Source organism: Roseobacter cerffii (assembly GCF_054226325.1).
The window spans coordinates 1,058,717-1,080,096 of the sequence record NZ_CM135757.1 but is presented as its reverse complement, the minus strand read 5'-3'; the positions used below and the strand labels follow the sequence as shown (position 1 = coordinate 1,080,096).

General features: G+C 62.5%; 6 protein-coding genes. 3 read left to right on the top strand and 3 right to left on the bottom strand.

What is annotated here, in order from left to right:
* Position 1: 1 nt before the first annotated feature.
* The 3 genes from ACVC7O_RS05205 to ACVC7O_RS05195 are packed head-to-tail and all read left to right on the top strand — an operon-like array spanning position 2 to position 2,083.
* Entirely contained in the window at positions 2 to 565 is a 564-nt protein-coding gene (locus ACVC7O_RS05205) for a hypothetical protein (RefSeq protein ID WP_458325027.1), read from the top strand.
* Between the two features lie 29 nt (positions 566 to 594).
* Positions 595 to 1,560, top strand: a complete 966-nt coding sequence (locus ACVC7O_RS05200) for a hypothetical protein (protein WP_458325026.1) — start codon at positions 595 to 597, stop codon at positions 1,558 to 1,560.
* On the top strand, positions 1,550 to 2,083 hold the full coding sequence (locus tag ACVC7O_RS05195; protein WP_458325025.1) for a hypothetical protein: 534 nt from the start codon (positions 1,550 to 1,552) through the stop codon (positions 2,081 to 2,083). The genes ACVC7O_RS05200 and ACVC7O_RS05195 overlap by 11 nt, the downstream gene beginning before the upstream one ends.
* A gap of 6 nt (positions 2,084 to 2,089) precedes the next feature.
* Here ACVC7O_RS05195 and ACVC7O_RS05190 read toward each other — a convergent pair whose 3' ends face one another.
* The 3 genes from ACVC7O_RS05190 to ACVC7O_RS05180 all read right to left on the bottom strand — a co-directional run bounded on the left by ACVC7O_RS05190 (position 2,090) and on the right by ACVC7O_RS05180 (position 20,519).
* Entirely contained in the window at positions 2,090 to 2,389 is a 300-nt protein-coding gene (locus ACVC7O_RS05190; RefSeq protein WP_458325024.1) for a CcdB family protein, read from the bottom strand.
* A complete protein-coding gene (locus ACVC7O_RS05185) occupies positions 2,390 to 2,647 on the bottom strand; it encodes a type II toxin-antitoxin system CcdA family antitoxin (RefSeq protein ID WP_458326039.1) in 258 nt (85 codons plus the stop codon).
* Positions 2,648 to 2,726: 79 nt separating this feature from the next.
* A complete protein-coding gene (locus tag ACVC7O_RS05180) occupies positions 2,727 to 20,519 on the bottom strand; it encodes a malectin domain-containing carbohydrate-binding protein (protein ID WP_458325023.1) in 17,793 nt (5,930 codons plus the stop codon).
* Positions 20,520 to 21,380 lie beyond the last annotated feature (861 nt).

Genomic DNA, 21,380 nt, shown 5'->3' with positions numbered 1-21,380 from the left:
CATGGCCAACAGCGCACACATTCGCCTCATCGATCCGCCGGAGGACGCGGGGCGCACCACCGCAAGTCTCTTTTCCTCGCTCGCCAGCCGTTTGATCACCCTGCATTACACTTCCGGTGTCAGCGTGATCGGCTCCACCCTCGCGGGGCTTGCCGAGGCGGGCCGCGAGATTTCGAAGACCGCGGAGGGCGCGCGTATTCGCCGGGCGCTGGAAGCAAGCGCTGTGAAGGACAACGGCGAACTGCTCTGGAGCGCGCTGCGCGTGACCGGCTGGACCGAAGGCATGCCCGCCGCCCCGGTGCTCGACCATATCCGGAACGACCTCGCCCTGCTGCTCGCCGATGATCTCGCCGAGACCATCGACAACGTCCCTGCCCCGCTGGAGAACAAGGTGCATCGCAGCAAGACCGTGCCGCCTGCGATCACCTTCATCGACACGCTGATGGGGCTGTGGATTCACTCGCGGGAGATCGTGCAATCGGTCGAAGCGCTGGCGCGCAGCGCACCGGAGCGCGATGACATCGAGCCCGGGGACGCGGTGCACAGCGGCCCGATCCTGCGGTGACAGCCTTTGATGTGCTCCGGCCGCCGGTTTTGAGCGATCCGACGGCGGCGGCCTATAAGGACTGGTTTCACCTCAACGTCTTCCTGCCCGAAAGCGGGCGCGTTGTGCTGATCAACCTGTCGCTGCATGGGCCGCCTTGGGATGCGCGGGCGCGAGCGGTGGGTGTGGCGCTGGCGAGCGCGCCGAATGGCGACTGGATCGGCGGGATCGAGATCGCCTCTTTCGCCGAGAGCAAGGTGGACACGCAGGCGCTGTTTCTCAGCACCGTTTCGATGGCGGTGACCCGCGATGGGACCGCCTTGCACGCCAAGGTGGCGCGGCCCGAGGACGGGTTCGAGGCGGATCTGGTTGCGCGCCCGGTTCTGTCGGCGGGCGCGCTGGACCTCTCGGCGCAATTCGGCAGCGGCTGGATCGGGTGGAGCGCGGTGCCGGTCCTGTCGATCTCGGGCACGCTGATCCTCGACGGCGAAGAGATCTCGCTGGAGAATGCGCGCGGCTATCATGATCACAACTGGGGCCGGTGGTTCTGGGGCGAGGATGTGGCCTGGGAATGGGGCGCCTGGGTCTTGAGCGAGGACATCACCGTGGTCGCGGCACGCGGCACCGACAAGGCACATTTCAATCGGCAACCGCCGCATGTTTTTCTGGTGCACGGCAACAAGGTGCATGGGTTTTTACCAGGACAGGTCAGCCTGAGCTACGAGGCCGCACCCACCCGCGCGGCACGGCGACTGCCGGGCGCGCTGGCCGCAATCCACCCGGACCGGCGTGCGCCTGATCTGCCGCGCACCGTGACCTTGCGGGCGGAAAACCGGGCGGCGCGGTTCGAGCTGGTGTTCGAGGCTGAGACGGCGGCACAGCTGTTGTTGTCTGATCCGATGCGCCCGGGCGCGGGGTTCATCAACGAGTTGGCGGGGCACTGCCGTTTGGTCGCGACGCTGGATCAGGGCCTGCTGCGCGCGGAGGGGTCGGGTGTGTTTGAATATGTCGAGTAACCCCCGCCATCTGCGCGACTGGATCGTGGCCCTTTACGCAGCCCTTGAGGAGGCGGAACCGCACAGTGCCGCAGCGATCCGCAAGCTGGCCGGGGTGCAGCTGGCGCGCATGGTGCTGGATGACGACCGGGTGACCGTGCGCTTTGCCGACGGGGCGTTGCAGGTGCGGCGGATGCGGGCGAGCACGGTGCAGCTGAAAAGCCCGAACGGATCGACGGACCGGCAGACCGTGACGGCGCTGTTGCTGGGCTACATGGAGATTTCGGAGGCGATTGCGCAGGATCATATTCGCTTGCGCGGCACGGCGGAGGAGGTTATGGCGATTTGCGCGATCATCGAGGTGCTGGTCGATGCGAGCACGCGGGTGCCCGCCTTGCAGCAGCTGGCGACGGCGTTTCTGGAGAGGACCGGTCAGGAGGCGGTGCGCGCCGGGCGGCGTGCACGGGCGGCGCGGGCCCGGACGCTGGCGGAAAAGGAGCGTGGCCTGTTGGCGCGCGAGGGGTTGTTGCGCACGCCGGGGTGAGCGGGTTCAGAACCCCTGCATCACCATATCGACGGCGCGGATGATCACCTCGTGCTCGGCATCGAGGCTGGCCACGGGGGTGCGCAGGATCGTGCAGGGCACGGCGGCCATGAATTGGGTGACGAGCACGACCGCCTCACCGTCGATCTCGAAGATCGGGTTCAGCCAGGCCGCGGGCTGCGGGGCGCTGGCCTGTGGCATCAGCGGCGCGACCACGCGGGTGTTGAGCGCCGAGAGCAGATCGCTTTGAAGATCAAGCAGATACCCCGGGCCATCGGGGTTGGGGTAGACGTCATGGCGCGCCATTTAGAACTGGCGGTGCCGGTCGAGCGGCAGGCCGTGGGCCTCCACATAGCTGTTGGAGCTTTCGAGGGCCGGGGCGTTCTCGGCCTGCCAGGCGGCGGTGCGGGCCTCGGCCACGGCGGCGCGCACGCCCCGCTCGGCGGCGCGCGAGAGGTTGACCTTCAGCGCCTTCGCCTCTTGCAGCAGAGAGGCATCGAGGGACAGGTTTGTCGATTTGCGGTTTGCAACAGCCATATGCGCATATATATGCGCATAAATCATGCGCGTCAAGCTGCGCCAGCCCGAATGCAAAAGAGGCGCTCAAACGAGCGCCTCTCTTCAGGTCGTGTGGGATGTCCGATCAGGCGATCGAGTCATCCTCGAAGACAATCACAAGCTCCGGTGCGGCACCGTCGGAGTCGAAGGTATGTGCCGCCCGCTTGTTCTGGGCCGAGCCGTCCGCGAGGGTGATCCGGAAGCCCAGTTCACCGTCCACGACACCATCGGTTCCGATCGCCGCCTCGATGAGGTCTGAGATATCCGGCGTCCGGTAGGTTTCGCCATCGGTCCAGTCCTCGACATTGTTCCAGTCGAAGTCCTCGGCCAGATAGGTCCGATCATCCGGTGTCGATCCTGCAGAGTAGGTGGCCGCGGCTTCCGTGGCTTCGACCTCGATGAGGAAGGACACGCTGCCGGACTGGCTGCCATTGGCTTCGAACTGGAAGTAGGCATCCGCGATCACCTTGTCGGCGGGAATGTCGATGTTGGTGAACCGCATCCCGACGTATTGGGGCGACCCGTTGACACCAAGCTCCAGATCGCCACTGCCACCGCCGCCGAACTCTTCCCAGTCGTCCGACGACTGGTTGATGCTCGATGCGATTTGGTCGCCCACCTCGCCCGGGTTGTCCGTGGTGAAGGTGGAGTTCGACGCGCCCAGGGACGGCTGACCGCCCTTGTAGAGGTCGAAGTAGTCGATGGCATAGCCACCCGACCGACCGGCAATCGCAATGGTGTGGAACCCGGCGGACAGCTCGAACTGGGCCGCAAAGTTGGGTTCTTCTTCCGACACGCTGTCGATGGTGGCCGTGTTGCCCCAGCCGCCAGTGCCGACCCCGAAGACCTTGACGAAGCCGTTGTTCGACACCGAGTTGGTCTCGTTCACCTGCAACGCCTCGGCATCATCATCGATCCGGACCCAGACATCGTTGGCCTGATCGCCCGCAATGGTCACCCCGGGTCTGTTCTCATCGCGAGACCCGCGCGCCCGGAAGGAGTAGACCCCTTCGTCACCTTCAGGAATGAAGATTTCGAACTCGATGATGCCCTGTGGCGGGTTGGTTCCGGCAGTGGCGCCTTCTTTCCAGACATAGTAGCCGTCACCCTGGAACCCACCGTGGTTACCGAACTCATCCGCCGCCGTATCGTAGCTCCAGAAGGAGCCCGGATCGGTGCCGCCGGTGCCATTGGTGTCTTCGATCTGGATCTTGAACCGGGCGTTGTTGCTGCCCGAGTTGATGATCTCGAAGTACCCATCGGTCGGCAGAACCGGGTCACCCACAACCGGACCACCATCGTTGGTCAGGTAGATGGGCGCGGTCACGTCGCTGATCGGCAGGTCGTTGTTCGACGTGTCGATCACGCTGGCGACGAACCCGATCTGGGCCACGTCGTCACCCGCGAAGGTGCCGTCTCCCTGATTGTTGGCGACTGCGTCGTCATAATCAAAGAGGCCCGTGGCGTCGAAGGTTCCATCAGGACCGATGACCACATCGACCGACTGGCTGTCGAAGTTATTGCTCGCCTTGAAGTCATAGCGATCAAGACGATCTTCAACCAGCTGGGCAATGCCATCCGCGGTGTTGTTCACCGGGTTGAAGCCCTTGGTCATGGTGATCCGCACGGTATCGCCCACATCACCGGTGACGATGATGGTGGGTTGCGTGCCACCGTAGGTGCCAGTGCCACCCGCAGCCACACCATTGACCTCGAGGGTCGGTGTTGTGACCGTTGGCAGCCCCTGATCGGCGAGCGCTTGCGAGCCCGAGGCGCTGCCATCGCTGCCGAGTTGGCCAGAGGCGGTGGTGCCGTCATCGAAGAGCACGGTGAAGCGCGATCCGATGAGTTCGTGGCCCGACACGCCACCCACATCCCAGCCGTCCGTGGCGCCTGCGTCCACACCGGACTTGAGCAGCCCGGCGATGGAGTTGGGGTCCATGTCGCCCGAGAAGCCGACGGTCTCGCCGTTGCCGAAGTCGGTGAATTTGACGATGGCGCCCTTGTAGCCGCCGTTCGACGCCTGGCCCGTGCCGGTGGTGTTGGCCAGCGGGTCGACGCCAGGCAGGAAGTAGCCGCCCGTGCCGCCGGTGATGAAGGCACCGGTTCCGCCTGCTGTGTTCACCGCCCAGGCCTTGGCGACATTGTCGCCGCCGGCCCCGTCGGGATCGAACACCACATCCTCGTAGAGCGCATCGCTCACGTCGATGAACACCGCCGAGATATTCTTGCCACCGGTGTTGGTCACCTGGAACGAGTTCGCCCCGAAGTTCGAGTCGTCGATCTCGTTCGCGCCGGGCATGATCTCGAGCACGGCCGATCCGGTCACACCATCCGCGTAGGTGGCGGAGGTGATCAGGTCGGTTTCACCCGCAAAGACCTCGAGAGCATTGGTGCCATCGTTGCCGACCGGGTCGCCTTCCACCGGGCCGCCTTCGTTGGCCAGGTAGATCGGTGTGGTGACCGGGCTGACCGGCAGGTTGCCCTGCGACGGGTCGATGACCGCGGCGACAAACCCGATGTCTGCAACATCGTCACCTGCAAAGGTGCCGTTGTAGGCCAGGTTGTCGTCGTAGTCGAAGAGCCCTGTGGCATCGAAGCTGCCGTTCTCGTCCAGCACCACATCCACGCTCTGGTTGTCGAAGGAGTTGGAGGCGTCGAAGTCATAGCGCTCCAACCGGTCTGCGACCAGCGCGTCGATGCCGTTCGAGGTGTTCCCGACAGGATCGAAGCCCTTGGTCAGGGTGATGCGGACAGTTGCGCCCGGATCGCCGGTGACCAGGATCGTCGGCTGATCGACCCCGTAGGTGCCCACCTCGCCCGGTGCGAAGCCATTAACGAGCAGGCTCGGTGCGTCGGAGGTGAACCCGGCCTCTGAGGCCAGACCCTGCGAACCCGAGGCGCTGCCATCGCTGGCCAGCTGGCCGGTCGCGGTGGTGCCGTCATCGAAGAGGACCGTGAAGGTCGATCCGATGATCTCGTGACCGGAGATCCCGCCCACATCCCAGCCGTTGGTCGCATTGGTGTCCACACCATCGGTGCCACCCTTGTCGAGCCCGGCAAGGGAGTTGGGGTCCATGTCACCCGAGAAGCCGACCGTTTCCCCATTGTCGAAATCGGTGAACTTGAGGATCGCGCCTTTGAAGCCACCGTTCGAGTCCTGGCCCGTGCCCGTGTTGTTGGGCAGCGGGTCCTGACCGGGCAGGAAGTAGCCGCCCGTGCCGCCGGTGATGAAGGCGCCCGTCTCGGCCCCGCCGGAGTTCACACCCCAGCCCTTCACCGCGTTGTCACCGCCCTTGCCGTCAGGGTCAAAGACACTGTCGGGATAAAGCGCGGTGCTCGCGTCGATGAAGACCGCTGCGATCTTCTTGTCGCCGGTGTTGATCAGCTGGAAGGAGTTCGCGCCGAAGTTCGAGCTTTGGATGTTGTTGTTGCCCGTCATCACTTCGAGGACAGCCGAACCCACCGCGTCATTGCCGTAGGTATTGCCGGTGAAGATGTCATCTTCGCCGTCAAACACCGCCAGCGCGTTGGTCGGATCAGCCGTGCCATTGCTGGTGGCCGTGACCTTGAAGCTGTCGAGCTGCGCATCGAACGGCGTGCTGGAGCCTGCGTGCACATGGGTGAACCCTGTGCCGACCCCAACCGTTTCGTCCGCCAGTGCGGCTGCCAACGCCCCGGTCACGTTCAGCGAACCGAAGCTGACGCCGGAGGCTCCGGCAATCGGGTCCCCATTGGTGTCGAGGAAGGTCGCCACCGCTGTGATGGTCGCGGCTGTCGCGCTGGTGGAGTTCACCGTCAGGGTGATATCCACCGCCGAGAAGTCCTCCGTGCCGGTCAGCACCGCAGGCAAGTCTTGGTTGCCGCCGCCCGCCTTGGTCTCGGCGTTGTCGATCCGCGAGGAGAACTCGACGGTGTTGCCGAAGACGAACTTGACGAAATCGGTGCTGTCCACACCCACATGGATGCCGATCTGGTCGAAGCTGACCGCCGCCTCGGTCTCGAACGGGTTGAGCACCCGTGCCTCGACCGTGAAGTCGGCGTTCTTCACACCCAGTTGGAAGTCATCCTCGGGCGTATCGGTGTTGCCGGTATCGCCCGTGGTTGTGGTTGTGGTCAGCACACCACCAGCGACAGTTGTGGCACCGGTGTCCTCGTTGAAGTCCTTCAGATCGGACGAGCCGACGAGACCTGCCTGCAGCAGACCGGTGAACCCGTTCTGATAGGGCGTGCCGTTCACGTCGAAGGTGAGCTCGATGCTTTCGCCATCCGCGATCAACGTGCCGTTGTCCGCGTCATAGGCGAAGCTGTCGGCCTCGTTGAGGATGCCGTCGCCATCGACGTCGTCATCCGCCGAGTTGATCACCAGGTCGCCATCAAGGTCTTGCGACGGTGCCACCGGGCCGAAGGTATTGTCGGCCGCGTCCACGTTCAGGGGCAGCGTTGCCTGCACCGTCTCCGTGCCGTCTGTGGCTTCGATGACCACGCTGAAGAGGCCGATCTCGGTCGGCGTGCCGACGAGATTGCCGTTCGCATCGACCTCGGTGATGCCCGCAGGCGCCCCGCTGATCAGGGTGTAGGTCAGCGTGTCGCCGACGTCCTGATCCGAGAAGAGACCCACGACCGAGAGCGACAGAGGCGCATCGATGATCGCCGGTTGCGCCTCCGGTGCCGGATCGGCGACGGGTGCGTCATTGGCATCGGTGACCGTGATCTGCAGATCTGTGGTCGTTTGCGATGTGCCATCGTCCGCGGTGACCGACACCTCGTAGACGCCGTCCTGATCTGCATCTGTCGGAGTCTCGAAGTCTGGCGCCGCGAGGAAGGTCACCACACCTGTGGTCGGATCAACCGCAAAGAGCGCCTCATCCGCCCCGGTGCCCGCGAGGGCGTAGGTGACAGTCAACCCATCCGGATCCACCGCAGCAACGGTTGTGGCGGCGGTGTCGTTTTCCACCGCATCCACCTCCGTTGCGCTGCTGAACTCGGGCGCTTCATCGAGATTGGCCACGGTGATGACCAGCGCCTGCTCTGAGGCGACATCGCCATCCGAGGCGGACACGACCACGTCATAGACGTTGTCCTGATCCGCATCGAGCGGTGTCTCGAAGTCAGGCTCGGCCAGGAAGGAGACCTCGCCCGTCGCCGGATCGATGGTGAAGAGGGCCGCATCCGCACCGCCAACGATATCGTAGGTGACATCCGAACCTTCAAGGTCGGTCGCATCCACATCCGCCACGAGCAATGTGCCCTCATCCACGGTCGCCTCAGCAGGTGTGCTGATGGTCGGCGGCGTGTTGTCGATGGGATCGAAGCGCACCGCGTCGATCCGCAGCACCTCGCCGCTTTCAGCTTCGCCTTCGATGACCAGCTTGGCCCCCGCAGGGATATTCACCGTCGGGAACACAGCCGTGTTGATGTTGCCAGCCTGCGTGCCAGTGCCCTGGCCCGGCAGATCCGTGCGGTCCATCACGAAGGAGCCGATCTCAGTCGGTTCGGAACCGTCGCCAAGGTCGAGCTTGATCGTGACGGTTGCCGCACCATCGGTTTCATCGAAGTGGATCACCGACAGGTCGTAGAAGCCGGGCACAACGCCTGCTGCATCCAGATCGGTCGAGATGAAGCCTTCGCCACCCACTTTAACCCGGATCACCTGGTTGCCGGAGGCGGGCGCCGCGAAGCTGCGGAAGAACCCGTCAAAGGCTTCGTTCGGATCGCTGAAGGCCGTGAAGTCTTCGGCCTCGATCAGCACCGCTTCACGTGGCGGGCCGCTGGCCACATCCATGGTGAAGGTCGTGGATGCCGACAGCGTATCCGGGCCGCCGATCTCACCATCATAGGCGGTGATCGTCACCTCGAAGTCGCCGCTTTCGGTTGGCGTGCCGCTGATCTCCCCGGTCGCAGGGTCAATGGTGACCCCGTCCGGAAGACCTTCGGCGGAGTAGATCAAGACCGTGCCCACATCAACGTCGTCAAAGAGCCCGTCTGGCAGCGCCAGAACAACCTCGTTGTTGATGATCAGATCGACATCTTCATAGACACCCACAACAGTTGGTGCGTCGTTCACGTTATCGACGTTCAGCAGGAACGTGCCGTCGGTCGAATTCCCTTCAGGATCAGTTGCCGTCACGGTGATGGAGTATGTGCCCACATCATCGTTGTCCGCCTGGCCGGTCAGGATGCCATCTTCCTCGATCAGGAAGCCTGGCAGCCCGGGCACTTCGCCATCTGCCGTGACAGTGACAAAGCTGAACGTCAGATCCTCGAACGGGGTGTCCGTGTCGAAGAACGGCAGCTCGATCTCGAACGGTGCGTCTTCGTCGACCGTCTGGTCCGGCAGGACACCGCCGAAGATCTGCGGCGCTTCGGTGTTGGTGCCGCCGGTATCGACGACCTCCACCAGCGCCACATTGGCGAAGCTGACCACGGAGGCGTTGTTGACATCGTCATCGTTGATCAGGGCCAGCGTCGAGAAGGACTGACCGGCATAGGCGCTCAGATCGATCTCGTAGGACTGTGGTTCCCCGGCGCCTGTATAGTCGCCGTTGTAGTCCTGATTGGTCCAGGTCGAGAAGTTCTGGCTCCCGAAGAGCTGGAACAGGATGTCGTCATCGGTCCGGAAGGAGTTGTCGTTCTCCAGGCCGATGCCGACAATCTCACCCGTGGGGTTGATGATGGTCAGGTCGAACCGCAACACCGTGTCTTCGGTGATGGTATAGCCACCCGTGATCGCCGTCTTCTTCCAGACGTTGCCGTCCAGCGTGATGCCAGCGCCACCATCCTCGATCGTGAAGCCGGTGCCCCGCTTGGAGTCCTGGCCGTCGTAGGATTCGATCGGGTTGTCGTTGAAGTTGATTGGTGTCGGCACATCGCCGCCGCCTTCCGGCAGAACCGTGATGTTGACGGTCGTGGTTGACGTTCCACCCGCACTGTCCGTGATGGTGTACTCGAAGCTCGCCGGTCCGACATAGTCGGGATCGGAGATGAAGGTCACCAGGCCGTTCAGCTCGGAGACCTGACCGTTCACCGCGTTGCCGACCGAGGTCAGCGTGAAGGTGTCATCATCCGTATCGGTGTCATTGGCCAGCAGGTCGGCGGCACCGATGACCAGAGGCTGGTCGGTTTCCATCGACAGGTTGTCTTCCGCAGCGACCGGCGCACGATTTAGGTCAGCCGGCGGCGATACGATCTCGATACCCGAGTAGATCGTCGATGCCGTCAGCGGCTCTGCGTCCTGGTCGTTGATGAACACCATGTCTGCGAACTGCAGACCGGCGAAGGCGTCGAGCGGGATTTCGAACTCTACATCCGTGCCGACCTTGGTTTCATCATAGAGGTTGAACTCCTGGCTCCAGCCACCGAACGTCTGGGTCCCGCCGATCTGGAAGATGGCGGTGCCCTCGTTGCCGAAGGCGCCATCGTTGTCGAAGCCAATGGCCATCAGCTCGGGGATTTCCGGCGAGTTTGCGGTGAACCGCAGCACCATGCCCTCGACGATGGTCAGACCGTCTTCACCGATGGCAGACGCAGGCTCCGCTTGCACTGCGAAGAGTTGAACCGTCAAAGGTTCGACATCCGGGATCACCGTATTCAGAGCGACCTTCTTCCAGGCATTGCCTTGCAAGGTGACCTCCTGGGTCTCCTCGTCGACGATCATGTTGCTCTCGGCGTCGTCCTGGCCAAGGTTATAGCTGTCGACGGCGTCGTTGGAGAGCACTACCGGCTCGACAACCGGCTCTGCATTCGGGTCGACGGTCACAGTCACTGTCGCTGTCGAGATACCGTCGAAACCGTCGTCCAGCTGATAGTCGAAGCTCGCGGGTTCATCAGGCCCGGCAGTGCGGGTGAAGGTGATGATGCCGCTGGCGGAGTTGTAAGACACGGTCCCACCGACGGCGCTGTCCGGGACGAGGCTGAAGGTCAGCGCGTCTCCATCCACATCACTGTCATTGGCCATGAGCTCGGTGCGGGTGAAGAACACATCGCCTGACGGCAAGCCTTCCTTGGTGTCACCCACCGCATCCGGCGGCGTGTTGTCTTCATCGACATCGCCGTCCTGATCATTGTCCTTGCGGTCGTTGATCTCGGGCGCGCCCTCGTAGACGGTCGGGTCTGCGTCGTCGTTGTCGACCCCGTTGTCCGCCAAGACATAGCCGTCCGGCTGGTCGTAGGACACGATCTCGTCGGTTGGTGTCCCGACACCGTCTTCGTCGGCATCCGCGTACCAGATGAACGGCCCGGGGATGTCATTCACAGTCAGCTCGAAGGTCGTGGAGACAGGCGGATTCGTCCCGTCGTCCGCCGTGACCTTGACGGTCACGCTGCCATCGCCATCCGCAGGTGTGCCGAGGAACCGGCCCGTGTCGGGATCAAAGCTCAGCCACGCAGGCAGCGGACTGTCATCATCCAGCGTCGCCGACAGCGTGAGGTTCGCCACGCCGTTGTCGTCCTTGAAGACATCCAGCGGCAGGGTGAAGTCGAGCTCGGAATTCTCGGTCGCGACCTGATCCGCAATCCCCGCATCCACTTCCGGCGCATTGTCTGGCGCCGAGATTTCGAGGTAATCCCACTCGCCGGTGAAGCCATTTCCGGTACCGCCACTCCATTCGGTGACGGACACACCATAGGTCACGCCACCCGTTCCTCCGGTCAATGGGTTTTGACCGTCGAGCGAGGACAGAAGCGACCCGGTGATGACCTTCTCATCGGTGCTCACCGTCTGAAGTTCATTGCCCGCACCATCGAGCAATGTGACATAGCCCGTCAGCGTTGGCAGGCCTTCCAGACCCACCGTTGTGCTGGACTTGTTGACGTCGAAGCGGAACACCAGATCCGCCGCCGCTTCGGTGGCGTCGACCGGATAGGTCACCGGCACCAGTTGGTTGCCCGAGGTCAGCGAGCCTTGCGATGCGAACTCGACGGTCACGCCACCGTTTCGCACACCATAGACCAGCTTGACCCAATCGTCGGTGCCACCCGCACCAATCGTGATGCCGAGCGACGCGAACTGCAATCCGCTCTGACCGCCTGTGATGGTTGGCCACGGGTTGGCCGCCTTTGCCTCGACCGAGAAGAGGTCGACGCCAGAAACATCCGCACCGCGGACATAGTTGTCCTTGACCTGGTTGCTCTGGTTGCCTGGTGTCCCGCTGCCGAAGGTATCTGTCTCGGTCGCCACGATTTTCAGCGCGCCGCCCTTGATTTCGGCCCCTTCGATCAGATTGCCACCGCCGTCAAAGACCGGCTCCGTGGTCCGATCGCCATAAGGATCGGTCTCGCTCGTTCCTGGCGGAATAAAGCCAACAGTGTTGACCAGAATGCCGGTGAACCCGCCATCCGCGTCAAAGACATCCGTGGTATCGACGTCAAAGTCCTGACGGAACGACCCTCCGACACCCAGCACATTGCCCAGCCCGTTGTCGCCATCATAGGCCAGCGGATCGATATAGTTGATCACGCCATCCCCATCGATATCCGCCGGGTCGAAGTCCTCGTCGTCGTCGATTGTGACGGTGGCGCTGCCCTGACCCAGGCTGGCGGATTCGCCCCCTGCTGTGTCGACATCGGTGATCGTGACTGTGAAGTCCTTCACCTCCGTGTCCGCATCATTGTCGATCAGCGTGATCGGGGCGCTCGCCGTCGTCTCACCGGCCAGAATGGTCACGGTGTTGGTCGCGGGCACCTCATAGTCGACGCCTGCAACACCCGTGCCATCCGCCAGAGCGAAGGTGATGGTCACAGCGGACGTGGTATCGCCCTCGCGGGTGAAGATCACATTTGCTGCGCCACCATCTTCCTCGGCGGTCACATCGGCGACCGAGATCACGACATCCGTGGTCGGGACGTCAGCGACAGCTTCACGAACCACGATACCGCTGATCTTCGCATTGTCGGCCGTGGCGGCTGCACTGATCGTCAGCGTGCCGACACCGCCACCTTCATCCGGCACCGTGACAAGCACAGTGTTTTCGGTAGCGAGATCAAGGCCGACATCATTCAGCAGGTCGATATCGTCAAAGACGGTGACGCCGTTGGCGGTGACATCAAAGACGCGGTTGCTCGCACCGTTGAAGATCTCGGCCAACTGGATTGTGACGAAATAGTCGCCCGCCGGCACCGTGTCTCGCGTGAACTGCAACGGCGGAGTACCAGATTCGCCGCCATACCGCTCGGTCAAATAGACGGTATCATCCGCATCGACGGTGCCGTCGTCGTTGTAGTCACCACCGGTTGCCTGGTTGTTGTCGGTGAACGTGCCCGCCGAGCCCGTCCATTGACCGGCCACATCTGCTTCATATGCAACACCGCTTTCATCGGTGAACGCATTTCCACCCACATTGACCGCAAACAGCACGTCACCCGGGACGACCGGTGTAGTCTGCACAGCTTCATAGAGCGCAAAGGCGTTGATCTTGGCGTTGTCCGCGGAGGCGGAGAAGCTCATGTTCAGGATGCCATCGGCGCCAATCGTGACCGGCACATCCACATCATAGGCCTGGTCGACTTCCAGACCTGGGATGTCGAAGAGATCGAGATCGGTAATTACCTCGTCCCCATTGATGGTCACGCTGAAGATGCGCTTGTCGTTGACGAAGTTCACGTCAAACAGCTCGGCAAACTTCAGGGTCATGATGTACTCACCGGGCGCCAGGCCATCGGTGGTGTAGGTCATGGGCGTACTTGCCCCGCCCCAGCGCTCGGCGATGTAAAGAGAGTCATCGGCGTTGGTGACACCATCGCGGTTGTAGTCACCGCCTGGCAGCGCCTGGTTGTTGCCACCCGCTCCTGCACTGTCGGTGTAGGTGTTGAAGTTCGCCCATTTGCTGGCGTCATCCGCCGCATAGGTTACACCATCGGTGGTGGTCACTTCCGGTCCATTCACGTTCACGGCAAGCGCAACAGCGCCTTTGGTCACCTCGCCCGTGCCGGAGCCGTCATCTTCGGTGACACTGCCGTCACCGCTCTCGGACCCGCTGACAATTTCCACGGTCTCGGTGCCGATGGCATCGACCGCCGATGTGAGCGTCACGGTGACCGGATCGGCCCCGTCGTCCACATCGTCGTTGTCCACCAGCACAGTCAGCGTGCCAACGCCGCCAACGAAGGTCACATCTTGTGTGAGCCCGGTGTCGATGGCGGTGTCATAGGTCACGGTCAGCGTGCCGTCGAAGCTGTCGCTCGCGGTGAGCTCAAAGCCCAGCACGGTGACACCGAAGTCGCCGTTCTCGACCACGTCACCCGCATCGGCAATCGACAGGGTCACATCCGCCGGGCGATCCGCCAGCACGAAGTCCAGCGTCACCGTGGTGGGCAGGTCGGCGCCCTGGTTCAGCCAGATGGTGTAGCTGCCCGCCTCGAGCGGCAGATCGAAGCCCGGGAAGTTGGAGCCCTGAACGTCGCCACCATCCGCAAGAAGCGCAAGGATGTCGTTGTTCAGCTCGCCCGTGCCGTAGATCAGGCCACCCAGCAGGTTGCCGAAGTTCTCACCGGTGACCGGGTTGGTATCGATCTGTGTGCCTTCCTGAATGGCGATGAAGCCCGCGGTGTCGCTGGCGAGCTGGTTGACATAGCCCGTCAGGTTGATCGCGGTCAGCACCTGGCCTTCCGGCACTTCGAAGGTGAAGTAGTCACGGTCGCGGCCCAGCGGGCCATCATCGTCGCCCACTTGCTCGGCCACCACGACGTTGCTGCCGTTGACCAGCGCGCCCACATCCGTCGGCGCCAGACCATCGTCGGAGAAGTCCACATAGAGCGTGCCGTTCACCGCATCGGGGCCTTCCGGATCCACGACCTGCGGCGAGGTCACGTTCACGAAGTCCCAGGTCGCGGGGAAGCTGTCTGCATCCGCGGCACCTCCGCCGAAGTCGGTGGAGGTGACCCCCACCACCGAGGTCCCGTTGGTGATCGCGGTCAGCAGTGGTGCCGGGATCGGCTGCGGTGCGGCCGTTGCAAATCCGGGCAGCGCCTCGGGACGGACTCCGCCTAGGATCGCGCCACTGTCATCCAGATAGGTCACGACTTGCGCAATGGTGCCTGCCGCCTTGTCGATGATCAGCGCCAGCTCGATGCGCGCTACATCGGAGTTGACGAACGGTGCGGCCGCCGCCGCGCTGACATCCGCCAGCTTGATCGGCTGGTCGACCGAGGTCTGCGACCACATCTGGGTCTGCGTCCCGCCGCCGCCGCCATAGACGACCTTCATGAACTGATCCGGGTTCTGGTTCGTCGCGGGATCGCCTGTTGCGATGATGATGCCCTGCTGCTTGTAGTTGGGAATCGTCTCGCCGGTGGCCCCGATGGCCGTCAGATAGGCCGTGGTGAAGGGGTTGTCGAAGGCGGTCGAGATGATGATGTCATTCACACCGCTGTCCGAAAGATCAAGCGCCGTGACCAGATCGTTCTTCGAGGCATCCGTCGGCGTGTTCGACAGATCGCCGTGAGAAGTATTGACCACCAGTTTGCCATCAACCACCGAGATCTTCTCGGCTTCCAGCGCAGTCGCGCCACCAAGCACGGTGTCGAACCCGCCTTCCACCAGCGGGTCACCCGCGGTCTCGAAGTCCAGCGCCAGCAATGTGCCGCCCTCCGGCAGATCGCTGCTGGGATCGCTCGCCGCGATGGTTACGGTTGCACTGCCCGCCGTTGCGGAAATCACTGCATCGTTCGAGGTGTTCGACACGCTGGTGATGGTCACGGTGAGGCTCTCTGCGTCCTCCTCGTCCTCATCATCCACGATGGGCAGGGTCACCGTGGCCGAGGTCTGACCGGCAAGGATCGTGACCGTGGCCGGCGTGGCCGTGCCGTAATCGCTTGCGTCGGTGTCCACGTCAGTCAGCGTATATTCAACCGTCACATCTTCGCTCAGATCGCCGATCCGGCTGAAGGTGATGGTCGCATCCTCGCCCTCTGCCGTGGCCACATCGGCCACGGAGATCGTGGGCGGCAGATCGGAGGGGATCGCCTCATAGACCACAATCGCGTTGAACCCGGGCTCGCCGGTGTCGGCATTCACGTCGATGACAATCTCGCCGTTGGTCACGATCACGTTCTTGGTGATCTTGACCGCGGTGTCGGCGGCCCCCGCCTCGGTGAAGGCGTCGAAGTCCATCGCGAACTCTTCACCGTTGATGGTGTAGTCACCCTGGCGGTTGCCCGCGGTGGAGTGGAAGAGCTCTGCGAACCACAGCTCGACCACATAGATGCCATTGGCAATCGGATAGGTCGCGGTGAACGAGCCCGAGGCCGCATCGCGATAGGTGTGCAGGGCCGAGCCATCGAGCGCAGTGTTCGAGCCGGTCGGGCCGAACTTGCCGTCGATGTTGCTGCCGGTCTTGGTGGTCGGCGTGTAATAGCTCGGATCATCCGCCTGCAGGTCGATGCCGTTGATGATCGTGTCACCGGTGATCGCACCGCCATAGGTGTTCTTGTCGGTCCCCTCCAGCGAATTATCGATGGTGTTGGTGGTCTCACCGACGTTGATGGCGAGGGCCAGATTGCCCGCGATCAGGTTGTCGAGGTTCGGCTCGACGAAGAAGGCCGCATCCGCCGCCGCAGTGGTGTTGCCCGCCGCATCGCCATAGGCGCCTGCGGCAATGCTCACCTGACCCTGACCCGTGGGCCAGGCATTGGTGTCGGAGGGCGGCAGAAGCTCATAGGTCAACGTCGCGGTCTGACCATTGGGCGAGATCTCGACAGTCGGCGCACCGACGGAGGAAGGCTCGATGCCGGTGAAGACCAGCTCGCTGCCGTCGAGGGTCGCGAAATCCGCCGCCTCGAAGCCTGCGTTGTCCGTCAGCGTGACAATCGCGTCGCGCGGACCGTCCTGAACGCTTGGCGGGTTCTCCACTATGATCGAGACGATCTCGGGCGCGGTCTCATCGGCGGGCGGCTCGAAGCTGCCGCCAACAGCCCAGACCACCAGGCCGGAGAGCTTGGCCTGGTCGACTTCCTTGTTGAACTCGATCTCGAGCGAGCCATCGGTGACGGTGACCTGGTAGGTCTTGATCACTTGCGTCCCGGAGGCTCCCGCATCATCGATGATGTCATAATTGTCTTCGACCTGGTCGCCTTCGATGAACACATCGAATTCGCGCTTGCCCGCCGGGTCACCATTGTTGGCGGTCAGGTCGTGGAAGATCTCTGCATAGATCAGATCGACCAGATAGTTGCCATCCGGCACGTCGATCGCATAGCCCCAGTTGGCCTCGGAGGCCGAGGAGCGTTCGTTCTGCAGAACATCGTCAAGCTCGGTGCCCGGGAAGTCAAAGGCATTCGACGCCGCACTGGAATAGGCCTTGTAGTCGCCCGTGACCGTGAAGCCGGTCTTCGGCGCGTCCGGGGCGTCCGATACGAAGTTGACGGTCTGCTCGCGCAGGGTCTGGCCCGGTACGTCATCGCCGCCGGCGTTGATCGCGATCACCGGTGTCAGCGGGGCCTTGGTCACAAGACGGACTCCGCCCGCGACAGATTCAAACTCGAAAATATCGTTGCCATCTTCCACCTGGAAGTCCGCAAAATCAGGGCCGTCGAAGGTGATACGTGTATCCCCATCGATCACGACAACAGCCGAGCCCACCTCGAAGTCGACGGTGATGTCGTTGACCGTCACACCGTTGATGATGACCTCGTCCTCGGTGGTGAAGTCGGTGATGGTGTCGCCATCCAGCTGCGCCTTGGTGCCCTGGATGCTGTCTGCACCCTCGCCGGTTGTGACGGTGTTGGCGCCCTCACCCATCTTGAAGGTGTTGTCGCCGTCGTTGCCGGTGATGTTGTAGTCCGCAGCGGACTGTGACCCGTCGAAATCCTCGACGGAGGCGTCGAGCGCACCAAGCTCGGTGTCGGTCCCATCGTAGATGATGACATCCGCGCCGTCGGTGCCTTGTTGGCCGACGCTGGCGGCATCATTCGCAACCAGCTCGTTGGGCAGGCTCTCGATGGTCAGACCGAAGAAGTCCACATCGGTCAGATCGCCCCCCGGCACGTCTTCGGCGAGGAAGCCCACGGCAGCGCCCGAAGGCAGCTCTGGGCCGCCCTCCGATTGAATGGTGTGCGTGCCGTTCAGCACGTTCTGCAGCACGCCTGTGGGCAGGTTGTAACCTGCACCATTGTTTAGCGGGATGGATGTGAAGTCGCCGTCCGATCCAAAGCGGAACCCGACCTCGACCGCATAGTTGTTGCCCTGGTCGATGATCATCTGGATATCGACCACATCGTTGTCGAGGATATCCAGCTCCGGCACCAGCAAGGTTGCCAGCTTTGTGTAGCCGGTGTCACCAATCTCGACACCAACCTCGAAGCCGATGCCGCCCTCAACGCCACCATAGACCACGCGCACAAAGTTGAACTGCGTGCCGTCACCGAAAATCATGCCCGACAGTTGGCCTTCCAGCGGGTCGTTCAGCCGCGCGGGGATCCAGTTCGCGGTCGACATGGTCAGCGCGATACGGTCCACCTCCGGGTCGGGGCGGAAGCCGGTGTGCATCACGTCGCGGGCGGTGTTGCCCGAGCCAACCACGGTGCCGTCCACGACGGTCTTGATCTTCAGGATCGGCGCGTTGCCGCCCGGCAGGATGTTCCCGCCGTTATCAAAGAGCCCGTCCTGCAGCTGGTCGCCGCTGATGCCCTCTTCGAGCGTGCGCGCGTCCTGGTTCGCCGTCACGCCATCCAGCGCCGCACCCAGCAGGCCGGTACCCGAGAGCGAGATCGGGAAGTTGGTGTTCTGCGGGTTGAAGTCGATCTCGATCGTCTCGCCCGCGCCCAGCTGATAGCCGTTCTCGGGGCTGTACTCGAACGGATCGTCGATGTCCTTCACACCGTCGAGGTCGTTGTCTTCCTCGTCCACGATGTCCGCACCCGCCAGCGGCAGGCCCACACCTTCGGGCTGGAACACCTCGATCAGCGGGCCGTTCTGGTTGAATGTCGCCACCCAGATCGAACCGGTGAAGGCAAAGGCCAGACCGTCCTGCGCGACGTCATCGCCCAGCGTCGCAATCCCCAGGGGGCCACCGCCCGCCTGCAGCGTTGTCCGATCCGCGGCTTGCGTGAAGGTGCCGCTGTCATCGGTCTGAACCACGCCATTCTCATCCCGGCCGATCACATAGATCTGGCCCTGGTTCAGCGAGGTGGCCAGCAGCGCGCCGGACATCTTGGTGTCGCCATCATCCAGAATGGTCGAGGTGTACTCGGTCAAACCGTTGACCGAGCCCTTGCCGAAGTCGAGCGAGCCGTCTTCCGACCCGGCCTCGAGGTAATCGCCCTCGATCGAATTGGTCTGATACACGATCTCGCCGATGTCCTCGGGCAGCCCGGAGGTGCCGATGTAGGTGCCGTTCACCGGCAGACCGGTGGTGGTGCCCTCGGGGCGGATCTCCGCACTGCCATCCGGCATCAGGTAGATGTCATAGGCGACGCCCGGCGTCATTGCGATAACCTTCTTGGTCAGATCACCGGTATCGGCGCCATAGACACCCACCGACGGATAGTCGGCATTGTTGTTCTCGACCTCGGTCAGCCAGGCGATGACCTCATCATAATCGCTGACACCGTCGTTGCCGAAGTTGTCCGTGTTCGCGACCATCAGGAACGCGTTGTCTGTACCCGCTTCCGGCGAGAACAGCAGACCCGCGCGCGCACCTTCCGCCCGCGTCGGGTTCGGGTGGCCGCCATAGACGAGCTGCAGCGTGCCCTGGCCATCGCCATAATCCCAGTCATAGGTCTGCGCGCCGCCCTTACCTGCGGAGAGCTCACGACCGTCCAGATCGTCGGACCGCGTCGCCTCGTGCAGCGAGTCATTGTTCGACGGGTTGAACGCCGCATCATTGATGTCGTCATTCGCGTTGCCGTCGCCGTTGTTCAGGTTCAGCGCGATGTAAAGACTGTCGAGGAAGTTGGGCTCGCCAATCGGGCGCCCGCCCCAGTTGTTGTTCGCACCGTTGTCATAAGTGAAGACGCGACCGTCATCGGTGACTTCCACGTCATAGGCGTTGCGATACCCCGAGGAGTAGATCTGCACCGGGCTGTCCTGGGTCAGCTTCGCCGAGTTCAGACCATCGTTGCCGCCAAAGGGATCGTTGTTGTCATCTTCCCCCGCGCGCAGCGGGTCGTTCAGCGTCGGCAGATCATAGACAACCGTGCGTCCGGTGATCGGATCAACAAACGGAGTCAGGGCGTTGATCGCATCGAGGTCCACTTCGAGCAGCGCGCCGCTATAGGGCTGCTCCTGCTGGCCAGCAAAGTTGTTCGACGGCGCCCCCGTGTTCGCGTTGCCGCCGTTCGAGACGATCATGCGCTCGCTGATGAGTTGGCCGGTGACCTCGTCAAACTCCTGGATCACCTCCAGGCCGTTGACCGCATGGTTCTCTTCCGACCGCGCGAGGCCGCGGACGATGTCCACCGCATCCCAGCTGTCCGGACCCGTCTGCGTCAGCTTGGTGATCACGCCGGAGTTCGTATCGAGGCCCGCATCGTTGCCCGAGCCCCCTGCCCCGATCCGGTTGTCCGAGGAGGTCACATACATTGTCACCATCGGCGTGCCATCCGGCAGCGTCATCGGATCACCGTTCGCATCATATTGCGCGGTCACGTCGATGCCGGTCACCTGGCGCTGGTTCTGCGGCGCCGTGGTGCCGTTGTCATTGAAATTCGGGATGTTTTTGACGTCGGTGACGAGCACCGCGTCGGTCACATAAAACTGGGCCGTCTGATCATCATCGGTCAGATCCGGGTCGCCAAATGCAATGGTGAGGACCTTCACGTCCCCATCGACCTCCGTCACATAAAGCCGGCCATCGGGGCCCCAGACCAACGAGGTTGGCTGCGACAGCCCAACAACGCCATTGAGATCAAGTGTGCTTGCAGAAAAGGTGTTCGTTACGGCCACGGGTCCGTCCTCCAGATAAATTGATGCACGCCCGCGCGCCTTGCATCGAGCAAAATTCAAGAGTCTGGAGAACGTGAGACAAAAAACTACCTATGGTTGAAAACGTCCTTCAACCAGTAGCGCTTTACGCGTTACCAAACCTGCGCACGGAAGAGCCTTCCTATGAAATTATTAATATCGTGGGACGGTCGGTGAGGGTCAGGCAAGCGAAAATTGGCCGATATTTGCCGATTTTATGGCAATCCTGACAAACTCACCTAGAGGTAGTGAGTTCTTCCCGTGTGGGTGAGTAGACCGCCAAATTCGATCTACCAAAAGTGGCAAAACCGACATTTGATCATATAGGCAATCCGCCTAAATTTTGAGCATTTACACAAAACTATTATCTTTTTCGAATGTCTGCGCATGCACAGACCCCTCACAATCGGGTGAGTCGCGCTTTAGCGTCATTGATCTGGCCGTGGTCCGCGACCCATATCAGAGCGGAGGTGCCAACCGTCGATCGGGCAGGATTTCGCCGTCAGGTCGCAACCATCGGGCGTGGAACCGCGCAGAGGCCATGCATAAGGCAGTCTGATCACCCGCGTCGCGCGTTAACCTCTTGTTAACACAATTTTAAGGAGAGTTTGATTTCTTCATGTAAGAGAGAGTGTGCAGATATCCCGGCGGCCTCACGCTCTTGCCGGGACGCGCCGGGGTCACCTGTCGCGGATTAACCATGGCCCCGCGAAACAGCGGGCCAAACGGAAAAATCTGTTTCCCCACAGGTCGCTGGCTGGTACCACCGTCGCAGCGCGCGCACCGGTACCCCGGCTTTGCGCAAGGGTAACAAGTCACACTGCAACCAGAGAAGCAGATCCA